The 23,322-nt window shown below is 61.9% G+C and carries 25 protein-coding genes; 15 read left to right on the forward strand and 10 right to left on the reverse strand.

Going from position 1 to position 23,322, the window contains the following annotated elements; translation table 11 throughout:
* Window positions 1–311: 311 nt before the first annotated feature.
* From malE to OKC41_RS09070, 4 genes are all read left to right on the forward strand, one after another.
* Window positions 312–1,493, forward strand: coding sequence for a maltose/maltodextrin ABC transporter substrate-binding protein MalE (gene malE, locus OKC41_RS09055; RefSeq protein ID WP_010674249.1), 1,182 nt, complete (start codon window positions 312–314; stop codon window positions 1,491–1,493).
* Between the two features lie 73 nt (window positions 1,494–1,566).
* A complete protein-coding gene (gene malF, locus OKC41_RS09060) occupies window positions 1,567–3,222 on the forward strand; it encodes a maltose ABC transporter permease MalF (protein ID WP_041215465.1) in 1,656 nt (551 codons plus the stop codon).
* A gap of 12 nt (window positions 3,223–3,234) precedes the next feature.
* Complete coding sequence (gene malG / locus OKC41_RS09065) at window positions 3,235–4,125, forward strand: maltose ABC transporter permease MalG (protein ID WP_039038630.1); 891 nt, start codon at window positions 3,235–3,237, stop codon at window positions 4,123–4,125.
* Window positions 4,126–4,195: 70 nt separating this feature from the next.
* Window positions 4,196–5,332: an ABC transporter ATP-binding protein gene (locus OKC41_RS09070; RefSeq protein WP_041212788.1), complete on the forward strand. Its 1,137-nt coding sequence runs from the start codon at window positions 4,196–4,198 to the stop codon at window positions 5,330–5,332.
* 126 nt (window positions 5,333–5,458) lie between these two features.
* Here the strand turns inward: OKC41_RS09070 and ppk2 are convergent, their stop codons facing one another.
* Window positions 5,459–6,289, reverse strand: a complete 831-nt coding sequence (gene ppk2 / locus OKC41_RS09075; RefSeq protein WP_010674253.1) for a polyphosphate kinase 2 — start codon at window positions 6,287–6,289, stop codon at window positions 5,459–5,461.
* Between the two features lie 156 nt (window positions 6,290–6,445).
* Here ppk2 and OKC41_RS09080 point away from each other — a divergent pair, with 156 nt between their 5' ends.
* Window positions 6,446–7,252, forward strand: a complete 807-nt coding sequence (locus OKC41_RS09080; protein ID WP_201894846.1) for an alpha/beta fold hydrolase — start codon at window positions 6,446–6,448, stop codon at window positions 7,250–7,252.
* A 66-nt stretch (window positions 7,253–7,318) separates the two neighbouring features.
* Here the strand turns inward: OKC41_RS09080 and OKC41_RS09085 are convergent, their stop codons facing one another.
* The 3 genes from OKC41_RS09085 to OKC41_RS09095 form a co-directional block, all read right to left on the reverse strand.
* Window positions 7,319–8,128 (reverse strand): MipA/OmpV family protein, encoded by an 810-nt coding sequence (locus OKC41_RS09085; RefSeq protein ID WP_223929721.1) that lies wholly within the window; start codon window positions 8,126–8,128, stop codon window positions 7,319–7,321.
* Between the two features lie 174 nt (window positions 8,129–8,302).
* Window positions 8,303–9,373 carry an AI-2E family transporter gene (locus tag OKC41_RS09090; RefSeq protein ID WP_029314318.1) on the reverse strand — a complete coding sequence of 357 codons (1,071 nt, stop codon included), beginning with the start codon at window positions 9,371–9,373 and terminating at the stop codon, window positions 8,303–8,305.
* 22 nt (window positions 9,374–9,395) lie between these two features.
* On the reverse strand, window positions 9,396–9,665 hold the full coding sequence (locus OKC41_RS09095; protein WP_201894845.1) for a sulfurtransferase TusA family protein: 270 nt from the start codon (window positions 9,663–9,665) through the stop codon (window positions 9,396–9,398).
* Between the two features lie 127 nt (window positions 9,666–9,792).
* Here OKC41_RS09095 and OKC41_RS09100 point away from each other — a divergent pair, with 127 nt between their 5' ends.
* Window positions 9,793–11,247, forward strand: a complete 1,455-nt coding sequence (locus tag OKC41_RS09100) for a M48 family metalloprotease (protein WP_223918331.1) — start codon at window positions 9,793–9,795, stop codon at window positions 11,245–11,247.
* Between the two features lie 133 nt (window positions 11,248–11,380).
* Here OKC41_RS09100 and OKC41_RS09105 read toward each other — a convergent pair whose 3' ends face one another.
* Window positions 11,381–11,860: a TlpA disulfide reductase family protein gene (locus OKC41_RS09105; RefSeq protein WP_182976488.1), complete on the reverse strand. Its 480-nt coding sequence runs from the start codon at window positions 11,858–11,860 to the stop codon at window positions 11,381–11,383.
* Between the two features lie 60 nt (window positions 11,861–11,920).
* On the opposite strand from OKC41_RS09105, the gene arsC reads away from it, so the two are divergent.
* From arsC to OKC41_RS09120, 3 genes are all read left to right on the forward strand, one after another.
* A complete protein-coding gene (gene arsC / locus OKC41_RS09110; protein ID WP_010674260.1) occupies window positions 11,921–12,271 on the forward strand; it encodes an arsenate reductase (glutaredoxin) in 351 nt (116 codons plus the stop codon).
* Window positions 12,268–12,642, forward strand: a complete 375-nt coding sequence (locus OKC41_RS09115) for a DUF2069 domain-containing protein (protein ID WP_043155315.1) — start codon at window positions 12,268–12,270, stop codon at window positions 12,640–12,642. The genes arsC and OKC41_RS09115 overlap by 4 nt, the downstream gene beginning before the upstream one ends.
* Before the next feature lie 248 nt (window positions 12,643–12,890).
* Window positions 12,891–13,961, forward strand: a complete 1,071-nt coding sequence (locus OKC41_RS09120) for a linear amide C-N hydrolase (RefSeq protein ID WP_039038639.1) — start codon at window positions 12,891–12,893, stop codon at window positions 13,959–13,961.
* Between the two features lie 38 nt (window positions 13,962–13,999).
* Here the strand turns inward: OKC41_RS09120 and OKC41_RS09125 are convergent, their stop codons facing one another.
* Both OKC41_RS09125 and OKC41_RS09130 read right to left on the reverse strand, forming a co-directional pair.
* A complete protein-coding gene (locus OKC41_RS09125) occupies window positions 14,000–14,611 on the reverse strand; it encodes an ACP phosphodiesterase (protein ID WP_201894843.1) in 612 nt (203 codons plus the stop codon).
* Window positions 14,608–14,931, reverse strand: a complete 324-nt coding sequence (locus tag OKC41_RS09130) for a hypothetical protein (protein WP_201894842.1) — start codon at window positions 14,929–14,931, stop codon at window positions 14,608–14,610. The genes OKC41_RS09125 and OKC41_RS09130 overlap by 4 nt, the downstream gene beginning before the upstream one ends.
* 65 nt (window positions 14,932–14,996) lie before the next feature.
* On the opposite strand from OKC41_RS09130, the gene OKC41_RS09135 reads away from it, so the two are divergent.
* Together OKC41_RS09135 and iadA are read left to right on the forward strand one after the other, a co-directional pair.
* The gene (locus tag OKC41_RS09135) at window positions 14,997–15,776 is read left to right on the forward strand and encodes an ABC transporter substrate-binding protein (protein WP_102948258.1); all 780 of its coding nucleotides are present in this window, start codon (window positions 14,997–14,999) and stop codon (window positions 15,774–15,776) included.
* Between the two features lie 58 nt (window positions 15,777–15,834).
* Complete coding sequence (gene iadA, locus OKC41_RS09140; protein ID WP_270671914.1) at window positions 15,835–16,965, forward strand: beta-aspartyl-peptidase; 1,131 nt, start codon at window positions 15,835–15,837, stop codon at window positions 16,963–16,965.
* Window positions 16,966–17,046: 81 nt separating this feature from the next.
* Here iadA and OKC41_RS09145 read toward each other — a convergent pair whose 3' ends face one another.
* Window positions 17,047–17,949, reverse strand: a complete 903-nt coding sequence (locus OKC41_RS09145; protein ID WP_201894840.1) for a lysine exporter LysO family protein — start codon at window positions 17,947–17,949, stop codon at window positions 17,047–17,049.
* A gap of 532 nt (window positions 17,950–18,481) precedes the next feature.
* Between OKC41_RS09145 and OKC41_RS09150 the strand changes: the two genes are divergently transcribed.
* The 4 genes from OKC41_RS09150 (at window position 18,482) to OKC41_RS09165 (ending at window position 21,633) form a co-directional block, all read left to right on the forward strand.
* Complete coding sequence (locus tag OKC41_RS09150) at window positions 18,482–19,252, forward strand: ABC transporter ATP-binding protein (protein ID WP_010674267.1); 771 nt, start codon at window positions 18,482–18,484, stop codon at window positions 19,250–19,252.
* Between the two features lie 65 nt (window positions 19,253–19,317).
* Window positions 19,318–20,091 carry an ABC transporter substrate-binding protein gene (locus OKC41_RS09155; RefSeq protein ID WP_041212797.1) on the forward strand — a complete coding sequence of 258 codons (774 nt, stop codon included), beginning with the start codon at window positions 19,318–19,320 and terminating at the stop codon, window positions 20,089–20,091.
* A gap of 105 nt (window positions 20,092–20,196) precedes the next feature.
* Window positions 20,197–20,937, forward strand: coding sequence for an ABC transporter permease (locus tag OKC41_RS09160; protein WP_010674269.1), 741 nt, complete (start codon window positions 20,197–20,199; stop codon window positions 20,935–20,937).
* A gap of 3 nt (window positions 20,938–20,940) precedes the next feature.
* Window positions 20,941–21,633, forward strand: a complete 693-nt coding sequence (locus OKC41_RS09165; RefSeq protein ID WP_010674270.1) for an ABC transporter permease — start codon at window positions 20,941–20,943, stop codon at window positions 21,631–21,633.
* A 57-nt stretch (window positions 21,634–21,690) separates the two neighbouring features.
* Here OKC41_RS09165 and OKC41_RS09170 read toward each other — a convergent pair whose 3' ends face one another.
* On the reverse strand, window positions 21,691–22,332 hold the full coding sequence (locus OKC41_RS09170) for an energy-coupling factor ABC transporter permease (RefSeq protein WP_041215455.1): 642 nt from the start codon (window positions 22,330–22,332) through the stop codon (window positions 21,691–21,693).
* Window positions 22,333–22,426: 94 nt separating this feature from the next.
* Window positions 22,427–23,269: a pyruvate formate lyase 1-activating protein gene (pflA, locus tag OKC41_RS09175; RefSeq protein WP_010674272.1), complete on the reverse strand. Its 843-nt coding sequence runs from the start codon at window positions 23,267–23,269 to the stop codon at window positions 22,427–22,429.
* Between the last annotated feature and the right edge of the window lie 53 nt (window positions 23,270–23,322).

Genomic DNA, 23,322 nt, shown 5'->3' on the forward strand with positions numbered 1-23,322 from the left:
CCACCTCAGTACTTTTGTTAACACATTGAACAAAATATCGGGAATGAAAGGGTTTTCAGTGGGGTGAAATCCCTTTCAGTGGCGTAAATTAATTTCCTTTCTGTAATTTAATTTCCATATCTTGGCAAAAATATGGGGATATCCCTTCCTAAGTCGCTGAAATAAGAAAATGTTTTCATAACTTTCTGGAAGAAAATACGTAATTGCATTTCAAAAATGCGAGGCGTGTCATGTGAGGCATTGACTGCTTGGGATAATATTCATCTGCACACAATGCTCTTACAGCGCGGAACTAATACAAGGAAAGGCTCATGAAAAAGAAATTGCTGTCATCCCTGATCGGTCTGGCTACCCTGGGCGTGGCCTGCTCTGCCACTGCTGCCATTGATGAAGGTCAGCTGACCATCTGGATCAACGGTGACAAGGGCTACAACGGCCTGGCCGAAGTCGGCAAGAAGTTTGAAGCCGAAACCGGCATCAAGGTCACCGTCGCCCACCCGGATCAGGTTGAAGTCAAATTCCAGCAAGCCGCCGCCACCGGCAACGGCCCGGACATCTTCTTCTGGGCTCACGACCGTTACGGTGAGTGGGTCAAGTCCGGTCTGCTGGTTCCCGTGACCCCGAATGCCGCCACCAAGGCCAAGTTCGAGCAATTCGCCTGGGATGCCATGACCGTCGATGGCAAGACCTATGGCTACCCGGTCGCGGTAGAAGCCGTCAGCCTGATTTACAACAAGGATCTGTTGCCCAACCCGCCGAAGACCTTCGAAGAGATCGCCAAGATCGACGAAGACCTGAAGAAAAATGGCAAGCGCGCCATCATGTGGGCCTATGACACCCCCTACTTCAGCTACCCCCTGGTAGCTGCCAACGGTGGTTATGCCTTCAAGAAGACCGCCACTGGCTATGACGTCAAAGACACCGGCGTGAACAACGCAGGTGCCAAGGCCGGCGTCGGCTACATCTCCGAGATGATCAAATCCGGTCACCTGGAGAAGGGCATCGACTACGGTGTGATGGACGCCAAGTTCAACAAGGGCGAAGTGGCCATGATGATCAACGGTCCCTGGGCCTGGAGCAACCTGGACAAGAGCGGCATCAAGTATGGCGTAGCCCAGCTGCCGACCCTGAAAGGCAAGCCGGCCAAGGCCTTCGTTGGCGTACTGGGTGCCACCATCAACGCCGCCAGCCCGAACAAGGATCTGGCCATCGAGTTCCTCGAGAACTACCTGCTGACCGATGCCGGTCTGGCGCCGATGAACGCCGACAAGCCGCTGGGTGCCGTGGCCCTGAAGTCCTTCCAGAAGACCCTGGAAGCCGACCCCAACATCAAGGCCACCATGCTGAACGCCCAGAACGGCGAACCGATGCCGTCCGTGCCCGAGATGAGCCGTTTCTGGTCCTCCTTCGAAACCGCCCTCAAGAACGTCACCTCTGGCCGTCAGGGTGTTGACGAAGCCCTGGATACCGCTGCCAAGCGTATCGTCCAGTAAGCATGCACTACCCGGGAGGCCTTCGGGCCTCCCACTCTCTCAATCTCTCTTGGCGCAATAAAGGTTAATTGGCATGGAAGTAGTACCTTCTATCGAATCCTATGCCGGTCCGAAGAAAGACAAGTACGTCTGGCTGAAATGGACCATGGCGGCACTGATCGCAGTGCTTAATGGTTATGCGGCCGTGATGATGTATGCCAGCGGCGAGTGGGTATTTGCCCTGCTCGATCTGGTGGTCGTATCCGTCGGTCTCTATGTCTTCATGAACAAGAAGACCTATGCCCACCGTTATATTTTCCCCGGTGTGGCAGGCATGGTTGTTTTTATCATCTTCCCTCTTGCCTACACGATCGGCATCGCCTTCACCAACTATTCGGGATCCAACTTGCTCTCCCTTGAGCAGGCACGGGATTACCATCTGAAAAAAACCTACAAGGTGACCGGCGGTGAATTCGATTTCACCCTCCTGGGTGGTGAGAACAATCAGTTTCAGCTGTTGCTGAAACAGGACGACCAATCCTTTATCAGTCAACCCCTTACCTTGCTGAACAACAAGGCGCGTACCCTGGCAGTCCGTGAAGGACGGGTCCGTGACGAGCCCCAGGTTGTTCAGTTGCAGCCTCTGGACGGGGCCACGGTCGGCGAGGCGGCACCCATTCGTGCCATCGTCGATCACCGCACCCACCTGAGTGCCCTGGATGTGGTACTGCCGGAAGGCAATATCCATCTGACCCTGAGCAGCCTGCGCAAGTTCGCCGCCCAGAAACAGCTCTATACCCAGCTGGTCGACGGCGCCGTGCTCAAGTCCGGCGTCATGATCAAGGACAGCAACCTGCTGCGTGACAACCAGAGCGGCGAGCTGATGCTGCCCAACGGTGACACCGGCTTCTACCAGTACATCGATGCGGAAGGTCACTTCGTCGGCAAGGGCGTTGCCCCCGGTTTCGTGGTGAGCGTGGGTTGGAAAAACTTCATGCGCATCATGACGGACCCGGGTATCCAGAGTCCCTTCATGCAGATCTTCGTCTGGACCGTGATCTTCTCCGCCTGTTCGGTGGCGTTCACCCTGGCGATCGGCATGGTGCTGGCGTGTCTGGTGCAGTGGGAGCAGCTCAGGGGGCGTGGTTTCTACCGGGTCATGCTGATCCTGCCCTATGCGATACCGGCGTTCATCTCCATCCTGGTGTTCAAGGGCTTGTTCAACCAGAACTTCGGTGAAATCAACCTGTTCCTGGAAGCGGCCTTCGGCATCAAGCCGGACTGGTACACCAATCCCTTCCTGGCCAAGGTGATGATCCTCATCGTCAACACCTGGCTCGGTTACCCCTACATGATGATCCTCTGCATGGGCCTGCTCAAGGCCATTCCGGAAGATCTCTACGAGGCGTCCGCCATGGATGGGGCGGGGCCGGTACAGAACTTCTTCAAGATCACCGTACCGCTCTTGATGAAGCCGCTGACACCGCTGTTGATTGCATCCTTTGCCTTCAACTTCAACAACTTCGTACTTATCCAGTTGTTGACGAACGGGGCGCCGGACATCATCGGGGCCACCACGCCGGCCGGGACCACCGACTTGCTGGTGAGCTACACCTACCGGATCGCGTTCCAGGGCTCGGGTGGTCAGGACTACGGTCTGGCCAGTGCCATCGCCACCGCCATCTTCCTCATCGTGGGTGCGCTGGCCTTGCTCAACCTGAAATTGTCCAAAGCCGACAAGCAACTGTAAGGAGGCTTCAACATGGCAATCGTACAACCCAAATCAGTCAAATACCGGGTGTGGGCAACCCACCTGGTGATGTGGGGCTTCCTGGCACTGATCATCTTCCCGCTGATCATGGTCATCGCCATCTCGTTCCGTAACGGCAACTTCTCGGTGGGGGAGATCATCCCCACCAATCCAACCCTGGATCACTGGAAGCTGGCGCTCGGCATCTCCATCACCAACGCCGATGGCAGCATCACGCCGCCGCCGTTCCCGGTGCTGACCTGGCTGTGGAACTCCATCAAGGTGGCGGGCATCACCGCCCTGATGATAGTGGTGCTCTCCACCACCTGTGCCTACGCCTTCGCCCGTCTGCGGTTCCGTGGCAAGTCCACCATCCTGCAGGGCATGCTGATCTTCCAGATGTTCCCGGCGGTGCTGGCACTGGTGGCCATCTACGCGCTCTTCAACAAGATCGGTGACTACATCCCCTGGCTGGGTCTCAACACCCACGGCGGCCTGATCCTGGCCTACATGGGGGGCATTGCCCTGCACGTCTGGACCATCAAGGGCTACTTCGAGACCATCGACTCTTCCCTGGAGGAGGCGGCGGCCATCGATGGCGCTACTCCGTGGCAGGCGTTCCGCCTGATCCTGCTGCCCCTGTCGGTGCCCATCCTGGCGGTGGTGTTCATCCTGGCCTTCATCGGCTCCATCACCGAGGTGCCCATGGCCTCCATCCTGTTGCAGGATGTGAACAATCTGACCCTGGCGGTCGGGGCCCAGCAGTATCTCTATCCGCAGAACTACCTGTGGGGTGACTTCGCCGCAGCCGCCGTGCTGTCAGGCTTCCCCATCACGGTCGTCTTCCTGCTCGCCCAGCGCTGGCTGGTGGGCGGTCTGACCGCAGGCGGCGTGAAAGGTTAACGGTTCATGGCTGGGGGAGCTGGCTCCCCCCGTCATCACGATTTGCAAAGATTCAAGAGCGGAGCTCGACATGGCTGAAGTAGTACTCAACAACGTTCGCAAAAATTACGACCCGGCTGTCCACAAGGACACCCTGCGCAGTATCAACCTGGACATCAAGGAAGGGGAGTTCATCGTCTTCGTCGGCCCGTCCGGCTGCGGCAAGTCCACCTTGCTTCGGATGATCGCGGGTCTGGAAGACATCACCAGCGGCGAGCTGACCATCGGCGGGCGCTACATGAACGACGTGCCGCCGGTGGAGCGCAACGTGGGCATGGTGTTCCAGTCCTACGCCCTCTACCCGCACATGAACATCTACGAGAACATGGCTTTTGGCCTCAAGCTCAAGAAGATGGACAAGGAGAACATCCACAAGCGGGTGATGCGCGCCGCCGAGATCCTGGGTCTCGAGCCTTTGCTGGACCGCAAGCCCAAGGCCCTTTCTGGCGGTCAGCGTCAGCGGGTGGCTATCGGCCGCAGCATAGTGCAGCAGCCGCAGGTGTTCCTGTTTGACGAACCGCTGTCGAACCTCGACGCCGCCCTGCGGGTCAAGATGCGCATCGAGATCGCCAAGCTGCACAAGGAGCTCAACTCCACCATCATCTACGTGACCCACGACCAGGTGGAGGCCATGACGCTGGCCAACCGCATCGTGGTGCTGAGCCCGCTCAAGGGCGAGGCGGCCACCAACCTGGAGCAGTTCGGCACCCCCCTCGAGCTCTACCACAACCCGGACAACAAGTTCGTGGCAGGCTTCATCGGCTCCCCCAAGATGAACTTCCTGGCGGGCGAGCTGGTGGAGATCGGGGAGCAGGAGTGCGTGGTCAAGCTCACCTCCGGCGATACCGTGCGTGCCCGGGTGGATGCCCGTCGCGGCGCGGTGGGCGACAAGGTGGAGCTGGGCATTCGCCCCGAGCACCTGGTGCCGCTGGGTCATGCCCATGCCGACAGCCGCGTGAGCGGCGTGGTGCAGGTAGCCGAACACCTGGGGGCCGAGTCCTTCGTCTACATGGACGTGGATGGTCATGACTTCACCGTCAAGGCGAGCTCCGACATCGACGTGGCCACCGGCCAGGAGTACAGCATCGGCATCCCGGCCGAAGCCTGCTACCTGTTCGATGCCAAAGAGCAGGCGTTCCCGCGCACGGCCAAATATATCCGCGCCTGAGAGGGCGAGAGTGCCAGGTTTTCCTTTCTATACGTTCAATGCCTTTTGCCGGTCGCAAGACCGGCTTTTTATTGCCCGTCATCCGAAGCCCGGGCCCGGCCAGCAGGGGCGGCTGGCCGGGGCCCGTCACTGTCCGTGCTTGTCTGACTCGAGGGCGGCGGTGACGTCCGGCACGAAGTGCTGGCTGGTGAGCGGCGGGCGCTCATAGCCTTCGGTCTTGATGGGAGGCAGGGTGATAGGCTCGTAGTGGATCGCCTCGTAGGGCACCTTGCCAAGGAGGTGGGAGATGCAGTTGAGGCGGGCGCGGCGCTTGTCGTCGGCGTCCACCACGAACCAGGGGCAATCCTCGGTATCCGTGTAGGTGAACATGTCATCCTTGGCGCGAGAGTATTCCACCCAGCGTGAGCGGGATTGCAGATCCATGGGGCTGAATTTCCAGCGCTTGATGGGAGTGTTGATGCGCTCCTTGAAGCGTTTCTCCTGCTCTTCGTCGCTGACCGAGAACCAGTATTTGATGAGGGTGATGCCGGAGCGGATCAACATCCGCTCGAATTCGGGGCAGGCGCGCAGGAATTCGCGATACTCGTCGTCGCTGCAAAAGCCCATCACCCGTTCGACCCCGGCCCGGTTGTACCAGGAGCGGTCAAACAGCACCATCTCGCCCGCCGAGGGCAGGTGCGCCACGTAGCGCTGGAAGTACCACTGGGTGCGCTCCCGATCCGAGGGGGCGGGCAGGGCGGTGACCCGGCAGACCCGGGGGTTGAGGGGTTCGGTGATCGCCTTGATGACGCCCCCCTTGCCCGCGGCGTCGCGCCCCTCGAACAGCACCACCACTTTGAGCCCCTCCTGCTTGACCCACTCCTGCAACTTGACCAGCTCCTCCTGCAGGTGGGCGAGGTGATGTTCGTAGGTCTTCTTGTCCAGACGGGGGCGTTTCTTGCTCTTTTCCTTGGCCATCATCCTCTCCTTGGTGACTCCTCGTTGTGAGTCTCTCCAGCTTGCACCAGGCGGACACCCCTGCCAAGGGTGGCGTGTTACACTGCCGCCTCATCAGCCGCTGGCAACAGAAAAACAGGAAAGCCAGTTTCATCGCCGCTGGCAACAGGAGAAAACATGAAGCAGTTTATGGAGATAGCGGGCCGCCGCATGGCCTATCTGGACGAGGGGCAGGGTCCGGCACTGCTCTTTGGCCACAGCTACCTGTGGGACAGTGCCATGTGGGCACCGCAAATCGAGGCCCTCAAGGGGCAGTATCGCTGCATCGTGCCCGAGCTTTGGGGTCACGGGGATTCCGATGTGCTGCCCGAGGGGCCCTGCACCCTGGCGACCCTGGCCCGGGATCACCTGGCGCTGCTCGATGCCCTCGGCATCGACGAGTGCGTGCTGGTGGGGCTCTCCATCGGTGGCATGTGGGGCGTGGAGCTGGCGCGCATGGCGCCTGCTCGCCTCAAGGGCCTGGTGCTGATGGACAGCTTCGTCGGCCTTGAACCCCAGATCACCTGCGAGCGCTATCTCGGCATGCTGGCGATGATCGAGCAGGTCGGCGCCGTGCCTGCGCCCATCGCCGATCAGGTGGCTCCGCTCTTCTTCGCCCATCAACCGGACGCGGCCCTGATGGCCGGTTTCAAGGCCCGGCTGGCCCAATGGCCCGCCGACAAGGTGGCGAGCCTGGTGGCGGTGGGGCGCAGCTTCGTGACCCGGGAGGATCGCATCGACTGGCTCGAAGAGATGAGGCTGCCCGCACTGGTCATGACGGGGTGCGAGGACAAGGCTCGCCCTGTGCTGGAGGGGTATCTGATGGCCGAGGTGCTGGGGTGCCCGTTCAGGGAGATCCCGGGGGCCGGTCACATCTCGACCCTGGAGAACCCCGCGTTCATCAACCGGGCGCTCGCCGAATTTCTCGCCGAAGTGGCAGGGTGACGCTGCGCCGGATAGCCGTAAAAAAGGAGCCATGGGCTCCTTTTTTGTTGCCCAGTCCGGATGGGGCTACCAGATGTAGCCCACCCCGAAGCCTGCATAGAGTTCTCCCTGATGCTGGACGATGGGGCTGTCCGCGATGTCGTCGTCGTAGCGCTCGTAGTTGATGCCAAAGCCGCCAATCCAGTTGGCGCTGAAGCGATAGCTGCCGATGAGGGAGACCATGGGGGAGAGGGTGGTGCCAGTGTTCCACGCCGGCCTGTCCGCCCTCGCTTCGTCTTGCGAGACACCGCCGAAGTAGTAGTTGGCGAGGTTGTGGCTGCGCAGCATGACGCCGGCTCCCGGCATCAGCAGCAGGGGGCCGCGGATGATGGGGAAGTTGGCCCACAGCATCAGCTCCTGACCGTTGCTGGTGCCGGTCACATCCGTGGTGGCCCGCACGCTCCAGAGGGCGTAGGGAGTGATGAGATCGGCCCCGAACCCCGCTTCGAACTGCCCCTTGCGCTTCTCCATGCCATGGAGGAAGGGATCGTCGTCCGGGTCCAGGTTGCCAAAGCGCATCCGGCCGAAGGCATAGGTCGAGAGGTTGCCATCCCGGCTGAGGTAGTAGCGGGCCCGATCCCCCAGATACATCAGGTTGTCACCAAAATAGAGGGCCCCCGGGATGGGCATCAGGGTGTCGTCCTGGTGCTGGTACCGGGCCTGGCCGCCGATGACGGCCCCGCCCAGCACCAGCCCCTTGGGAATGGGGCTGTCGGGGCTGTCGCTGGAGAAGGCGCTGAGGGCCCCGATGTCGAGGTCTGCCCGGACGGGTGAGCAGAGCAGCAGTGCCAGAAAGGCACCCAGAGAGGCATGGCGCAGGGCAGGGAGTGGGGGCATGACAGATCCTTGTCGGTGGGTAGGCAGTGGTAACGAATCAGACCTGCGTAGCAAGTCAAACGGATGTCGGCTTTCAATTAAACCCGACAAGGCAAGCATGAGCCAGCGTCACGGAGGTGCTGCTGGTGGCCGGTATCTGGAAGGGGCGAGACCCGGCCTCGCCCCTTGCCAGGGTCAGGGGGCGGGGCGGGGGAGATCTTCCCGCTTGGGCCAGGCGTTGAGCACCGCCTTGACCAGGGTGGCGAGGGGAATGGCGAAGAAGACGCCCCAAAAGCCCCACAGACCGCCAAACACCAGCACGGCGATGATGATGGCTACCGGGTGCAGGTTGACCGCCTCGGAGAAGAGCAGGGGGACCAGCAGGTTGCCGTCGAGGGCCTGGATCACGAAATAGGCCACCATCAGCCAGGCGAAGTCGGGGGTCAGCCCCCACTGGAACAGGGCCACCATGGCCACCGGCACGGTCACCGCAGCGGCGCCGATATAGGGGATGAGCACGGAGAAGCCCACCGCGACCGCCAGCAGGGCGGAGTAGCGCAATCCCATCAGGGCGAAGGGCACATAGGTGGCGATGCCGACGATGACGATCTCGATCACCTTGCCGCGGATGTAGTTGATGATCTGGTCGTTCATCTCCACCCAGACCCGGTTCACCAGGGTGCGGTTGCGGGGCAGGAAGCGGCGCAGGCCTCCCATCAGCACCTGTTTGTCCTTGAGCATGAAGAAGACCATCAGGGGCACCAGGATGGCGTAGATGAGGATGGCCACCACGTTGATGAGGGAGCTCAAAGAGGCGCTCACCAGTTGTTCACCGCCGGTCAGGATGCGCTGGCGAATGTTGTCGATGATGGTTTCCACCAGGCTGACGTCGATGATCTCGGGGTATTTTTCCGGCAGGGTGCGGACATAGTCCTGGGCATGGGCCAGCATGGCGGGCGCCTCCTTGGCCAGGTTGACCCCCTGGCTCACCAGCGTCGGGATGAGGCCCAGCAGCATCAGGGTCGTCACCGTGATGAACAGCAGCAGGACCAGGCTGGTGGCGACGGTGCGAGAAAGGCCGCCCCGTTGCAGGCGACTCACCGGCCACTCCAGCAGATAGGCCATCACCAGGGCCACCAGCAGCGGTGCCAGCAGATCCCCAAACAGCCAGAGCACGGCAAAGCAGAAGACCAGCAGCAGGAAGAGGGTGACGGCATCGGGGTCGGAAAAACGGGTCTGATACCAGCGCTTCAATACATCTAACATCGAGGCTTCCTTGAATGGCGGCTCACGGGGTGGGTGGCATGGGCTCGGGGGCGAGCAGGGCGTCCCGGGGGGTACGGGCAACGACGAGCAGCAGGGAGAGGCGGGCAGCTGACTCTTCCCGGGTCTGGACATGGTGACCCTGACGGCGCAGATAGGCGGGAATGTCCTGCCGGGAGCCTGCATCCCCGAGCTGGATGCACACGGATTGACCGGGCCGGGCCTGGCGCAACCAGAGCTTGAGCCGGATGAGGGGCTCGGGACAACGCCAGGGGGTCAGGTCGAGCTGTTCCATGAGAACTCCATCGCGTGCGTGGCGGTCATTATGGCCGTGATGAGAGGATGAAACAACGCTTGTGGGCCTTGAATGGCAAGGGTATTCTGCCGATGCCCGCTGGGGTCTGATTGGAGATAGAGATAACGTGGCACGTTTTTCCCCCCTGATAGCATCGCTTCCCCTGTTGGTCACCCTGATGGGGGCGACCTTCCACGCCCAGGGGAGCAACCAGTTGCCCGACATCGGTACCGCCGGGGTCGCCGCACTGCCCATCGAGCAGGAGGTGCGCTACGGCAACGCCTTCATGCGTTTTGCCCGGGCGGGCCTGCCCATCATCGATGACCCCGTGCTCAACGAATACATCGACGATCTGGGCCAGCGGCTGCTGACCAATGCCGACGGGGTGCGCTTCCCGTTCACCTTCTTCCTCATCAACGATCCCAGCATCAACGCGGCGGCCTTCCTCGGTGGCCGGGTCAAGGTGCATACCGGCCTCTTTCTCTACGCCGAGAGCGAGAGCGAGCTGGCCTCGGTACTGGCCCACGAAATCACCCACGTGACCCAGCGTCACATCGCCCGTTACATGGAGGCACAGGCGAGCAGCTCCGCCATGACCCTGGCCGGCCTGGTGGGCTCCATTGCACTCGCGGTGATCAACCCCACCGCCGGCATCGCGGCCTTGCAGACCACGCTTGGCTTGTCGATGCAGTCGGCCATCAACTACACCCGGGACAACGAATACGAGGCGGATCGCATCGGCATGAAGACGCTGTATGACGCCGGGTTCGATCCCATGGGCATGGCCAACTTCTTCCAGAAGCTGGCGGCGGAGTACCGCTATGCCAGCAAGCCGCCGGAGATGCTGCTGACTCACCCCCTGCCGGAGACACGGATCAGCGAAGCCCGAGCCCGTGCCGGGAGCTATGGCGCACGCGCCCTGCCGCCGAGCCTGGACTTCTGGCTGGCCAAGGTGCGCATCCAGGTGCGCTATGGCACCGAGACGCCCCAGGCGCTGCTCACCTACTTCGACAGCCGCTTGCAGAAGGGGGATTACCCCCTCAAGGATGCCGCCATCTATGGCAAGGCGCTGGCCCTGTTGCAGCTCAAGCGCACCGACGAGGCCGATACCCTGATGCAGGAGCTGGCGACCCGTCACCCGGAGGATCTCTTCGTGGTGGATGCCCTGACCGACATCGATCTCGCCAAGGGGCGCAGCGCCCAGGCCATCGCCAGACTGGAGCGCTTCCGCACCCGGATGCCGGACAACGAGGTGGTGGTGGTGAACCTCGGCAACGCCTATCTGGAGGGGGGCAACTACAAGAAATCCATCGCCATCCTGGACCCTTATGCCCGGGAGCACGACGAGAACAGCCTGGCCTGGAGCCTGCTGTCGGACGCCTACCGCAAGGCGGGCAGGATGACGGACCTGCACATGGCGCGGGCGGAGACCCTCTCCCTGCGCGGGGACTACCAGGCGGCCATCGACGAACTGATCGTGGCCCGGGGCACCACCAGCGACAAGCTGACCCTGGCCCGCATCGAGGCGCGCATCACCCAGCTGGAGCGGGCCAAGAAGGATCTGGACAGCCTCAAGGGCTGAGTCCGGAGCGGGTTGATGGCAGGCGGGGTGCTCCTTTGGGGGCACCCCGCCTTGTTTTGCAGGCTAAAATAGGGCCTTTCATCGGTTTCAACGCATCTTGATGATGAAGAAATGAATGTGATGGATGGCTCTGCTATGGAGCGCTCGCCAGGCGGCGTTTTATCTCGCCTATCTTCTGCTCGTCCAGCTCCCCCACCAGGGTCTCCAGCAGCGTGCCCCTGGCATCGAGCAGATAGCTGGTGGGCAGCGCCCCGGGCCTTGGGAACGGGAGGCGGGCGTCGTCATCCGGGATCATCAGGGGAACCCTGATGGCGTGGCGCCTTGCCAGCTCGGTCAGTTCGGCGGGGGAGGCGGGGTCATAGTTGATGGCGATCACCCGGATCTGACCTTCCTGGTGCAATGTTGCCAGCAGGGGCATCTCTCGCAGGCAGGGGGCGCACCAGGGGGCGAAGTAGTTGACCAGCAGCGGTTTGCCACCGAGATCCGCGAGGCTGACCTTCTTTCCCGCGCCGTCGGTGAAGTCGGGTGCCGGGCTGCAGGCCCCCAGCAGGGTTGCCACAATCAGCCAACAGATCCGTTTCATTTCCATAGCCTTCCCGCTTACCCTGACCATCCGTTTCCCCTACAATAGCGCCATTTCTTGTCCCATCTTGCGATTAATCAGGGAGTTATCATGAGCGAGACCCAAATCTACCACAATCCGCGCTGCTCCAAGAGCCGTGAAACCCTGGCCTTGCTGGAACAGCACGGGGTCGCCCCCGAGGTGGTGCTCTATCTGGAGCAGGCACCGAGCGAAGCACAGATCCGCACCCTCCTGAGTCAGCTTGGCTTCACGGATCCCCGACAGCTGATGCGCACCAAGGAAGATCTTTACAAGGAGCTGGGGCTCGGCGAGGTGAGCGGCGATGATCTCATTCGTGCCATGCACCAGCACCCCAAGCTCATCGAGCGCCCCATTGTCATCAAGAACGGGCAGGCCCGCATCGGTCGTCCGCCCGAGCAGGTGCTGGAGATCCTCAAGTGAGCACCCGCTTCGCTCGCCTGCTGACCCTGGCCGGTTTTTTCGGCCTGCTGGCCTGGGTGCTGCTCTGGCACCTCTGGCTCTCGCCCCACCCGGATCTCGCCCCCTGGCTGTTGCCGGTGATCTGGACGGTGCCGCTGCTCTTCCCCCTCAAGGGCATAGTGCAGGGCAATCCCTACACCCACGCCTGGGGCAACTTCGTGCTGATGCCCTACTTCCTGCACGCCCTGACCCTGATCACCACGGATGAGGGGGAGCGGTGGCTGGCGGTGGTGGAGCTGGTGCTCACCACCCTGGCGTTTGTGGGCACCATCTATTATGCCCGCCTGCGTGGCCGCGAGCTGGGGCTGAGTATCCGCAAGAAGGAAGGCTGAGGCCCTCCCTGTCCGCCTGCTGGCGGGCAGGGTATGTGTCTGAAACCGACGCAAGCCAGCGAATGGCATCTGGCGGTATCGCCCCGAAGTTGCTTGCTTATCTCTTTGATTAATTTATGGATATTGATCGCTGATTGGCAGGGCAGCACCTCTGTTGACAGATCTGCCACCTGGCTTGCTAGCCTCAGTCAGCCCCTGTTATGCAAAAAGGGGTATGCTTGTGTTTTCAACAGACTCGAGTGATCCATATGACAATCCTGCGTTCCCCCCTGTTGCACAAGACCCTGCTGGCACTGACCGTCTCCCTCTCCGTCAGCTCCCTCGCCGATGCCTGTACCCGCGCCGTCTATCAGGGGGAGGGAGCGCTGGTGGTGACCGGTCGTACCATGGACTGGCGCAGCGCCATGCCGACCAATCTCTGGGCGCTGCCCCGTGGCATCGCGCGGGAAGGGGAGGCTGGCGCGCACTCCATGACGTGGACATCGCGCTACGGCTCCGTGGTGGCGGCAGGCTTCGATGCAGGCACCGCCGACGGCATGAACGAGAAGGGGCTGGTGGCCAACCTCCTCTATCTGACCGAGTCCGAGTATGTGACCCCGAGCGACAAGGATCCGCGCAAGACTCTCTCCATCTCGCTCTGGGCCCAGTACGCGCTGGACAACTTCGCCACCGTGGCCGAGGCAGTCGCCGCCCTGTCGAAGGACGAGTTCTATGTGGTGACCACCCTGACCCCGGATGGCAAGCCGGGCCAGCTGCACCTCTCCCTCTCCGATGCGAGCGGCGATTCCGCCATCTTCCAGTACGTGGGGGGCAAGCTGCAGATCTACCACGACCGCAGCTATCAGGTGATGACCAACTCGCCGACCTTTGACAAGCAACTGGCCCTCAACGACTACTGGGAGGAGATTGGCGGTCTCACCATGCTGCCCGGCACCAACCGCTCGGCGGACCGTTTTGCCCGCGCCTCCTTCTACATCAAGACCCTGCCAAAGACCGACCAGGCCAACGAGGCGGTGGCCGGGGTAATGAGCGTGATGCGCAACGTCTCGGTACCCATGGGGATCAGCACCCCGGATCAGCCCAACATCTCCACCACCCTGTGGCGCAGCGTGGCGGATCAGCAGCATCGCCGCTATTTCTTCGAGCTGACCCATCTGCCCAACACCTTCTGGGTGAGCATGGACAAGCTGGATCTCACCGCGGGGGCCCCGGTGCGCAAGTTGCCCCTGACCGAGCAGCAGCTCTATGCGGGGGAGACGGCGGAGAAATTCGTCCCGGCCAAGGCGTTTCGCTTCCTGCCGGCCAGCCCCAAGGCCTGAGCGTTCCCCCGATGACAACGCCCCGCTAGGGGCGTTTTTTATGGTGGGGATGAGGTGGCAGTGCGGTGGGCGGCGATCTGGGCCTCGCAAAAGCGCATCAGCTCCGGGTAGAAGTGCAGGAAGGCGTGCTCGGCCTCGGTCCAGCGAGCCTGATCCAGGGCGTGGAGCGCCTCCCCGAGCGGCACGGGGCGGCGCAGCCGACGACCGATGCCGTTGAGGGCCGCCCCCACCCCTTCCCGGTACTGGTAGGAGGCCAGCCAGTCCTGCTCGGCCATGCGCCGCAGGGCCATCGGCAGGCCCTGTGGCAGGCTGTGATGATCCAGGAGAAGTTGACCATAGCTCTGCGCCAGAAAGCGGGGCAGGGGGGCTGCGCTGAACCTCTGCCAGTGCTGGCTGAGCCAGTGATCGTAGAGCATGTCCACCACAATGCCGCCGAAGCGGCGCCAGGGGGGGGCGAAGCTCGCCACGGCGGCCCGATGGGCCGGGTGGGAATCGGTGAAGGCGTCTATCTTGCGGTGCAGCCAGATCCCCTCGTCGAAGTGGTCAGCCAGACCCGTCGGCAGCGGGCCCTTGATGAAGTCCCCCAGCAGGTTGCCGGTGAGGGAGCTGCCGGTATGGGCCGCCAGATGGAGGTGGGCGAGAAAATTCATGGGATGGGGCTCGCGTGCCTGGGCGTGAACGGGTGATCCGAGCCTAACGAATCGTGGCCGGATTGACCATGGGCAGGATGTTTCATCCCCAAGTCCCCTTGCCGGGCAAAATTGAGGCGTGGTAAGGTGCTTGCCATCTTTGTCACAGGACGCGACAAATCACCATGATGCGCAAAGCCAGAGGCTTTTTTCTGGCCTTCTACTTCAAGCCTTTCTATCTCTCCGAGTGGTTCGACGAATAGGTCGAGGCCCCGGAGCAGTTCATTGACGCCCATGGCGGCGTAATCCCGTTCATCTGCAATTTGCCGTTTGTTGGCCATCGCTTGCCTCTGCCTGCGATGCCTTGACCGCGCCTGTGCGCTTTTTATGTAATGGAGTACTCACGATGAAGACCACACTGACCCTGTCAGCCCTTGTTGCTGCCTGTCTGCTCGCCACCCCCGTCACCGCCAAGGAGTGGAAGACGGTACGCTTTGGCGTGGAGGGGGCCTATCCACCCTTCTCATGGACCGATGCGTCCGGAGAGATCAAGGGATTTGACATCGATCTTGCCAACGCCCTGTGCCAGCAGATGGCCGTCAGGTGCGAGCTGGTGGCCCAGGATTGGGACGGCATGATCCCGGCCCTGCTGTCGCGCAAGTACGACGCCATCATCGCCGCCATGTCGATCACCGACGAGCGGCGCAAGAAGGTCGACTTCACCGAGAAATATGCCCACATTCCCAACCGCTTCGTGGCGGCCAGGGGCACCGAACTGACGCTGACGCCGGAAGGGATGGCGGGCAAGCGCATCGGCGTGCAGCGGGCCACCACCCACGACAAGTACCTGACCGACAACTTCGGCTCCAGCGTCACCATAGTGCGTTACGGCAGTGCCGATGAAGCCTACCTCGACCTGAAGGCGGGACGGGTGCTGGCCCTGCTGGCAGACGCCTCAGCCATCGAACAGGGGTTGCTTGGCAAGGAAGGGGGCGACAAGTTCGACTATGTGGGGCCGGCCCTGACCGACCGTCAATGGTTTGGCGACGGCATGGGGATCGCGGTGCGCAAGGGGGATCAGGATCTCAGAGCCAAGCTGAACGACGCCATCAAGGCCCTGCGCGCCAACGGCAAGTATCAGGAGATCAACCGGAAGTACTTCAAGTACGATATCTATGGCGGTTGATGGGTAACAGTCGGAGGGAGCCTGCTCCCTCCTTTTTCATGCAGCAAGGAGAGATCCCATGTTGACCCTGATCGAGGGTGCGCAGATCCATAGTCCGGCCCCGCTCGGCCAGCAGGATCTGCTGGTGGCGGATGGCCGCATCGCCTGGATGGGCAAGGGACTGACGGTTCCGACCGACTGGCCACTGACGAGGGTGGACGCTGGCGGCCGCTATCTGGTGCCCGGACTGGTGGACCCGCTCGCCCATATCACGGGAGGCGGCGGCGAGGGAGGCTTCGGCTTTCGCACACCGGAGCTCTCGGCAAGGGAAGCTCTGGCGGCGGGGGTTACCACGCTCGTGGCGGCGCTCGGCACCGACAGCCTGACCCGCAGCCCGGCGCAGGTGCTGGGGAAGGTGCGCGAGTTTCGCGCCGCCGGGGTGAGCGCCTTCATGTACACCGGCTCCTACCACCTGCCGGTCAAGACCCTCACCGGCACGGTGGAATCGGACATCATGCTGATCCCCGAGGTGCTGGGGGTGGGGGAGGTGGCCATCAGCGATCACAGGTCCAGCGCCCCCACCCACGACGAGCTGGCGCGGCTGGCGAACGAGGCGCGGGTGGCCGGGCTGTTGTCGGGTAAAAGTGGCGTCAGCTTCTTTCACCTGGGGGATGGCCGCGGGGCGCTGGCGCCCCTGCGGGCGTTGCGGGACGGCACCGACATCCCGCAACGCCAGCTCTACCCCACCCACTGCAACCGCAACCCCTGGCTCTTTGCCGAGGCCATCGAGTGGGGTCGGGCAGGCGGCTGGGTCGACCTCACCACGTCGAGCTTCCCGGATCTGCTGGATGACGGGGAGCGGCTCGCGGCCGACGCCCTGGTGGCGTTGCTGGCGGCGGGCGTGCCCGTGGATCGCATCAGCTTCAGCTCGGACGCCAACGCCAGTCTGCCGCGCTTTGACGGCGAGGGGCGGCTCATCGAGCTGCGCTGTGGCCAGATAGGGAGCCTGTGGCAGGAGGTGGTGGCGGCCTGCGGCAAGGGGGTGGCGCTGGAGACGGCTCTGGCGGTAGTGACGGCCAATCCGGCCAGGGCGCTGGGGCTGGCGACCAAGGGCACGCTGGCGGTGGGGCAGGATGCGGATCTGCTGCTGATCGACCCTGATACGTTCGCCATCGAGCGGGTGATGAGTGGGGGCCGGTGGCGCACCTGAATACCGGCGTCTGTCATCCAGCCCGCTCAGTTCATCAACAAAAAGCCCGGCAGCAGTGCCGGGCTTTGTCGTGCCATGGGCTCAGATAGCCAGGAACCCCAGGATCAGAATGGGGCCGAGCAGACTCAGGATAAAGCCGGAGACGATGGCCACCGGCACCACCTGGATGCCGCCGGATTTCTGGATGACAGGCAGGGTGAAGTCCAGCGCCGTGGCGCCGCCGTAGCCGATGGCGGCGCTGGGGTGGCGGCGCATCAGCACCGGGATGATGAGGATGGCGATAAGCTCGCGCCCCAGATCATTGATGAAGGCGGCGGAGCCCAGCACCGGGCCCAGCTTGTCCGCTACCAGGATGCCGGAGAGCGAATACCAGCCAAAACTGGAGCTCATCGCGAGGCCATGGGCAAAGGGCATGCCGAGCAGCTGGGCGGCCAGCAGGCTGCCGAGCCAGCTGCTGAGGATGACGGTGAGCGCGATCTTCATGCCCCAGGGATTGAGCAGGATCTGGCGCAGGCGCATGCCGGAGTTGCGCATCTGGATGCCGATGAGCAAGAGCAGCAGCATCAGGGCCCACTCGCTCAACTTGTCGATGGGCAGGGCGCGCAGGTCCACCACCAGCCCCAGCAAGACGCCCCCCAGCACCACGAAACAGAGTTGGAGGGATTCCCATAACAGGTGCAGCTTGCTCGGCATCTTGCCGTCACTGGCCTCGTGGGTGGGGGGGCTGCGCTTGTCCAGCCACCACAGGGCCAGCAGGTTGCAGAGGGTAATGGCTGCGAGCATCATCCCTGCCACCTTGAAGATCACTGCCAGGTTGCTGCCCAGGTTCTCCACATAGGCCAGCCCCAGACCCATCAGGAACAGGATGAGGTAGACCATCTTGCCCAGGGACTGGTTGACCAGCTTGATCAGACGGGCGGAAGAGAGGGGAACCAGATAGCCGATCACGAGCGGCAGCAGGATCAGCAACACATTGAGCAACATCGGGGCCTCGATCACAAAACGTGGAAAAACGGCACCTTATCACGACTTGTTGCACCTGTGTCACGGATCTGTGCATCAGCATGGCCCATACGGGACTTTTTTATCATATTGTTGTGTTTTTTGATGACAGTCGGCTCTGTACGCAAACGGGGAAAGAGGGCCACATCACCTGAGAAATCAATTTCATCCCCATGAAATGACGAGAGAAGGGGAATCTGCCTGGGTGAATAAAGTCCTTTGGGATGACATCTGGCGGATATGGTGAAATATGCTTGCTACCAGTGCGCTGCGGGTATAAAAGAGCGGTAGAGAAGGTGCGACGAAAAATGGATTTTATGCAGACAAAGTGCTGAAAAATACTCAATAGGCCAATAAAAATACAGATAAAACACCAAATACCTCGGTTCTGTATTGTTTTTTCACTACCTCAATGATATTTTCGCTGAAGGTTGCCATCGGTTAACGTTTTGTTAAATGGACGATGGTGGAGTCACGCCGAAGCGGCGTCTAGGGACAGACAAGGTTGTAATGGATGAGCGACGTTGCCGCACTGGAAGTTCGTGATCTGCACAAGTATTTTGGCACCCACGAAGTGCTCAAGGGCATCGATATGACGGCCCACAAGGGGGATGTGATCTCCCTCATCGGCTCCTCGGGTTCGGGGAAGTCGACCTTTCTACGCTGTATCAATCTGCTTGAAACCCCCTCATCGGGCAGCGTCTCCCTCCACGGGGAGCTGATCCGGATGAAAACCAGCCGTTCCGGCGAACGCCTGCCGGAAGACATGCGCCAGGTGGAGCGTATCCGCAGCCGACTGGCCATGGTGTTTCAAAGCTTCAATCTCTGGTCCCACATGACCATCATGCAGAACATCATCGAAGTGCCCATCCAGGTGCTCAAGGTGCCCCGTGCCGAGGCCATCGCCAAGGCGGAGCACCTGCTCAACCGGGTGGGGCTGTGGGAGCGTCGCGACTATTATCCCGGTCATCTCTCCGGCGGTCAGCAGCAGCGGGCCGCCATCGCCCGGGCGCTGGCGGTGGAGCCCGAGGTGATGCTGTTTGACGAGCCTACCTCGGCCCTCGACCCTGAACTGGTGGGGGAGGTCCTTGGCCTGATGCGCGAGCTGGCGGAAGAGGGGCGTACCATGATGGTGGTGACCCACGAGATGTCCTTCGCCCGCGACGTGTCGAACAAGGTGATGTTCCTGCACCAGGGGCGCGTGGAGGAGGAGGGCAATCCCAAGGAGATCTTCGCCCATCCCAAGTCGGAGCGATTCAAGCAATTCATCTCGTCCATCTATTGATGGACGGGATTCAATTTCAACCATCCGTACTTTCAACGATCGACGTGTTTATCAAGGAGAGATACATGAACAAGCTGATGCTGGCGACTGCCGTGATGACGGCCCTGTGTTCCGGTAGCCTGATGGCCAAGGAGTGGAAAGAGGTTCGGATCGGGGTGGAAGGGGCCTATCCTCCCTTCTCCTGGACCGAGCCGAGCGGCGAGGTGAAAGGCTTCGACATCGACATCGCCAACGCCCTGTGCGACGAGATGAAGGTGAAGTGCACCCTGATCAAGCAGGACTGGGACGGCATCATTCCGGCGCTGCTGTCGCGCAAGTATGACGCCATCATCGCCACCATGGACATCACCGAAGAGCGCAAGAAGAAGGTGGACTTCACCCAGAAGTACCAGCACATCCCGGCGCGCTTCGCCGCCAAGAAAGGGACCGAGATCCAGCTCGACAAGGCCTTCATGGACGGCAAGACCATCGCCGTGCAGCGTGCCACCTCCATGGATACCTACATCACCGACAACTTCCCCAACGCCACCATCAAGCGCTACGGCACTGCGGATGAAGCCTACCTCGATCTGAAATCCGGCCGTGTCGACTACGTGATGGCCGACTCCGCCGCCATCAGCGACGGCCTGCTGAAGAAGGAAGGGGGCGATGCCTTCGAGTTCATCGGCCCGAAACTGACCGATCCCAAGTGGTTTGGCGAGGGTGCCGGCATCGCGGTGCGCAAGGCTGACAAGGATCTGAAAGAGAAATTCAATGCTGCCATCCTGGCCCTGCGTGCCAATGGCAAGTACAAGGAAATCAACGACAAGTACTTCGACTTCGACGTGTACGGCGAGTAAGCCGACGTCAGGCGAACAACGACAGGTTGATCCCGTCAGTAGTCATCGGGCCCGTTGCCTTCCGCTGGGAGTGACGGGCCCGATTGCGATGGAGCTGCATTGCATATGTTTGATTTGAAAGGATACGAAACCTCTCTGCTGGAGGGGGCCTGGATCACCCTGGAGGTGGCGCTCGCCTCCCTGCTGCTGGCCCTGGTGCTCGGCATGCTGGGGGCCCTGGCCAAGCTTTCTCCCTACAAGTGGGCACGCGGCATCGCGGCGGCCTACACCACCGTCATTCGCGGCATCCCGGATCTGGTGCTGATGATGTTGCTCTTCTTCGGCGGCCAGGTGCTCATCAACGGGATCTGCACCTGGGTCAACGAGGCCTACAACAACCACCTGCTGGCGAGCAACCCGAACCAGGAGTGGGTCTCCCTGCTGCCCGATTACATCGACATCAGCCCGTTTGCGGCCGGGGTCGCCACCATCGGCTTCATCTTCGGCGCCTACATGACCGAGACCTTCCGCGGCGCCATCCTGGCGGTGGACAAGGGGGAGCTCGAAGCGGCCCGTGCCTTCGGCATGCGGGCAAGCCAGGTCTTTGTGCGGATCCTCTTTCCCCAGATGATGCGCCACGCCCTGCCCGGGTTTGGCAACAACTGGCTGGTGCTGCTGAAAACCACGGCCCTGGTCTCCATCATCGGGCTCGATGACATGGTGCGAAAGGCGTCGCTCGCGGCGGGCTCGACCCAGCAGCCTTTCACCTTCTACATGGCGGTGGCGCTGATCTTCCTGGTCTTCACCGCAGTCTCTACCTCGGCGCTCAAGTGGGCCGAGCGTCACTACGCCATCAAGACGAGGTAAGCCATGGATTTCTCGATCATTCTCAAGGAGTGGCCCACCTACTGGGAGGGGCTCTATACCACCATCTGGCTGGTGGCCGCCTCGCTCATGCTGGGGCTCATGCTGGCGGTGCCCATGGGCATACTGCGCAACAGCCGCAACTGGTTGATAAAGGGGCCAATCTGGGCCTATATCTACTTCTTCCGTGGCACCCCGCTCCTGGTGCAGCTCTTCATCATCTACTACGGTGCCGCCCAGTGGGAGTGGCTCAAGAACAGTGCGGCCTGGTCCCTCTTCTCGGAAGCCTGGTTCTGTGCCCTGCTGGCGTTCACTCTCAACACCGGCGCCTACACCGCCGAGATAGTGCGTGGCGCCGTGATGAACATGCCCAAGGGGCAGATAGAAGCGGCAAGCGCCTTCGGCATGACCCGCTGGCAGACCCTCACCCGCATCATCCTGCCCAACTCGTTTCGCCGTGCGCTGCCGGCCTACAGCAACGAGGTGATCTTCATGCTGCAGGGGTCGGCGGTGGCAGGCATCATCACCATCGTCGATCTGACGGGGGCCGCGCGGATCATCAACTCCCGCTACTACAGCCCGTTCGAGGCGTTCCTGACCGCAGGTCTGCTCTACATGCTGCTCACCTTCGTCATCGTCTGGTTGTTCAAGAAGTGGGAAGCCCGCTGGCATGCCCACCTGCGCCCGCGCAGCGTCTGACTGCCAGCAGAGAAAAAGCCCGCAACCGCGGGCTTTTTTTATGGACCACGGGCAGGCTCAGCGCCCCAGGTACTCCCTGTCGAAGAAGGTGTTGACCCAGTGGGGGCGATAGACGGCGAGCAGGGTCATGGTCATGCCGTTGAGGAGCGCCTCGGGGAAGAGCAGCAGCGGCCAGATGGAGAGGTAGTCGGCGCTGATGGTGTGCCAGGAGTAGGTGCCGCTCACCCCCATCAGCAAGGCGCTGGCGATCACCTTGGCCGAAATGCTCAGCGCCCCCCCGAGAAATGCCGCCACGAACAGATAGACGAAGAGGTGGCGAGGCAGCCAGGCCCAGCTCCCCAGAAATAGCAGCCAGCTGGTGGCCACCGGCAGGGCAACGCCGATGAGGGCTTGCCAGCCGATGTCGGCCAGGGGGATGACCCCGAAGTAAGCGAGGAGCAGCAGGGTGAGGCAGGGGGCGAGCAGGGCGAGGCGCCAGCCCAGCAACAGGGTGAGGCTGGTGAGGCCGAGAAAGTGGATCTCGAGCCCCTCGTGCAACCCGGCCCGCAAGGTCCACAGCGGTACCAGCACGATGGCGCCGCCGAGGCAAAGATGCTGATAGAGCGGGTGGGCGCCAAGGGTGCGCAGCAGGGAGGCGTTCAGACTGAAGGCGAGCAGCACCAGCCAGAGCAGGAGGGCGGCGACTTGTCCTTCACTCATGAGCGGTTCCCCCGGATGCGGCTGTCGGTGATGGCGCCGTGGCGAACGCCAGCGCAATGAAAAGAGGCCGCCCTCTGCCGGGCGGCCTCCTGTCTCAATACTTCACGTTGGGGTGATACTTGCCAAGGATGCCCTGGACCCTGTCCATGGTCTCCTTGCTGGGGGGCTTGATGCCGACCAGATCATAGGTATCTCCCAGCACGTCCCACTTGTGCTTGCCAAGTTCGTGGTAGGGCAGCAGCTCCACCTTCTCGACGCACTCCCCCAGCTCGGCGATGAACTGGCCGAGTCCTTCTGCGCTCTCGTCATCGTCGGACCAGGTGGGTACCACCACGTAGCGGATCCACATGGTCTGGCCGCGGGAGGCCAGGTAGCGGGCGAACTCCAGGGTGTATTTGTTGCTGACGTGGGTGAGGGGGATGTGCTTCTCGTCGTTGATCTGCTTGATGTCGAGCAGCACCAGATCGGTGTTGTCCAGCACCCGGTCGAGCAGCTCGTCGTAGTGACGTACGAAACCGTTGGTGTCGAGGCAGGTGTGGATCCCCTGTGCCTTGCAGGCGGTGAACAGTTCGGCGATGAACTCCTGCTGCAGCATGGCCTCGCCGCCGGAGGCGGTCACGCCACCGCCGGAGGCATTCATGAAGTGGCGATAGCTGGTGAGATCCTTCATCAGCTCGGGCACGGTGACCTCGCGGCCGCCCTGGGTGTCCCAGGTGTCCCGGTTGTGACAATACTTGCAGCGCATCAGGCAGCCCTGCATGAACACGATGAAGCGAATGCCGGGGCCGTCGACGGTCCCGCAGGTCTCGACGGAGTGGATCCGGCCAATGATGTCGGTAGTGCCGGTGTCGCTGGCTTCAACGGTCGGGATCCGCTGCGTGCCGGGGGTGGCAGGTCCCTTGGATTCAACGGCGGGGATCCGGTTAATGACTGACATAGACGACTCCAATGGTGCGGACAAGGTTCGAGCGGTCGTTATTTTATGACAGA

Origin of the sequence: Aeromonas sp. QDB17 (genome assembly GCF_027705305.1) — a bacterium.
In the GTDB taxonomy this organism is placed as follows: domain Bacteria; phylum Pseudomonadota; class Gammaproteobacteria; order Enterobacterales; family Aeromonadaceae; genus Aeromonas; species Aeromonas caviae.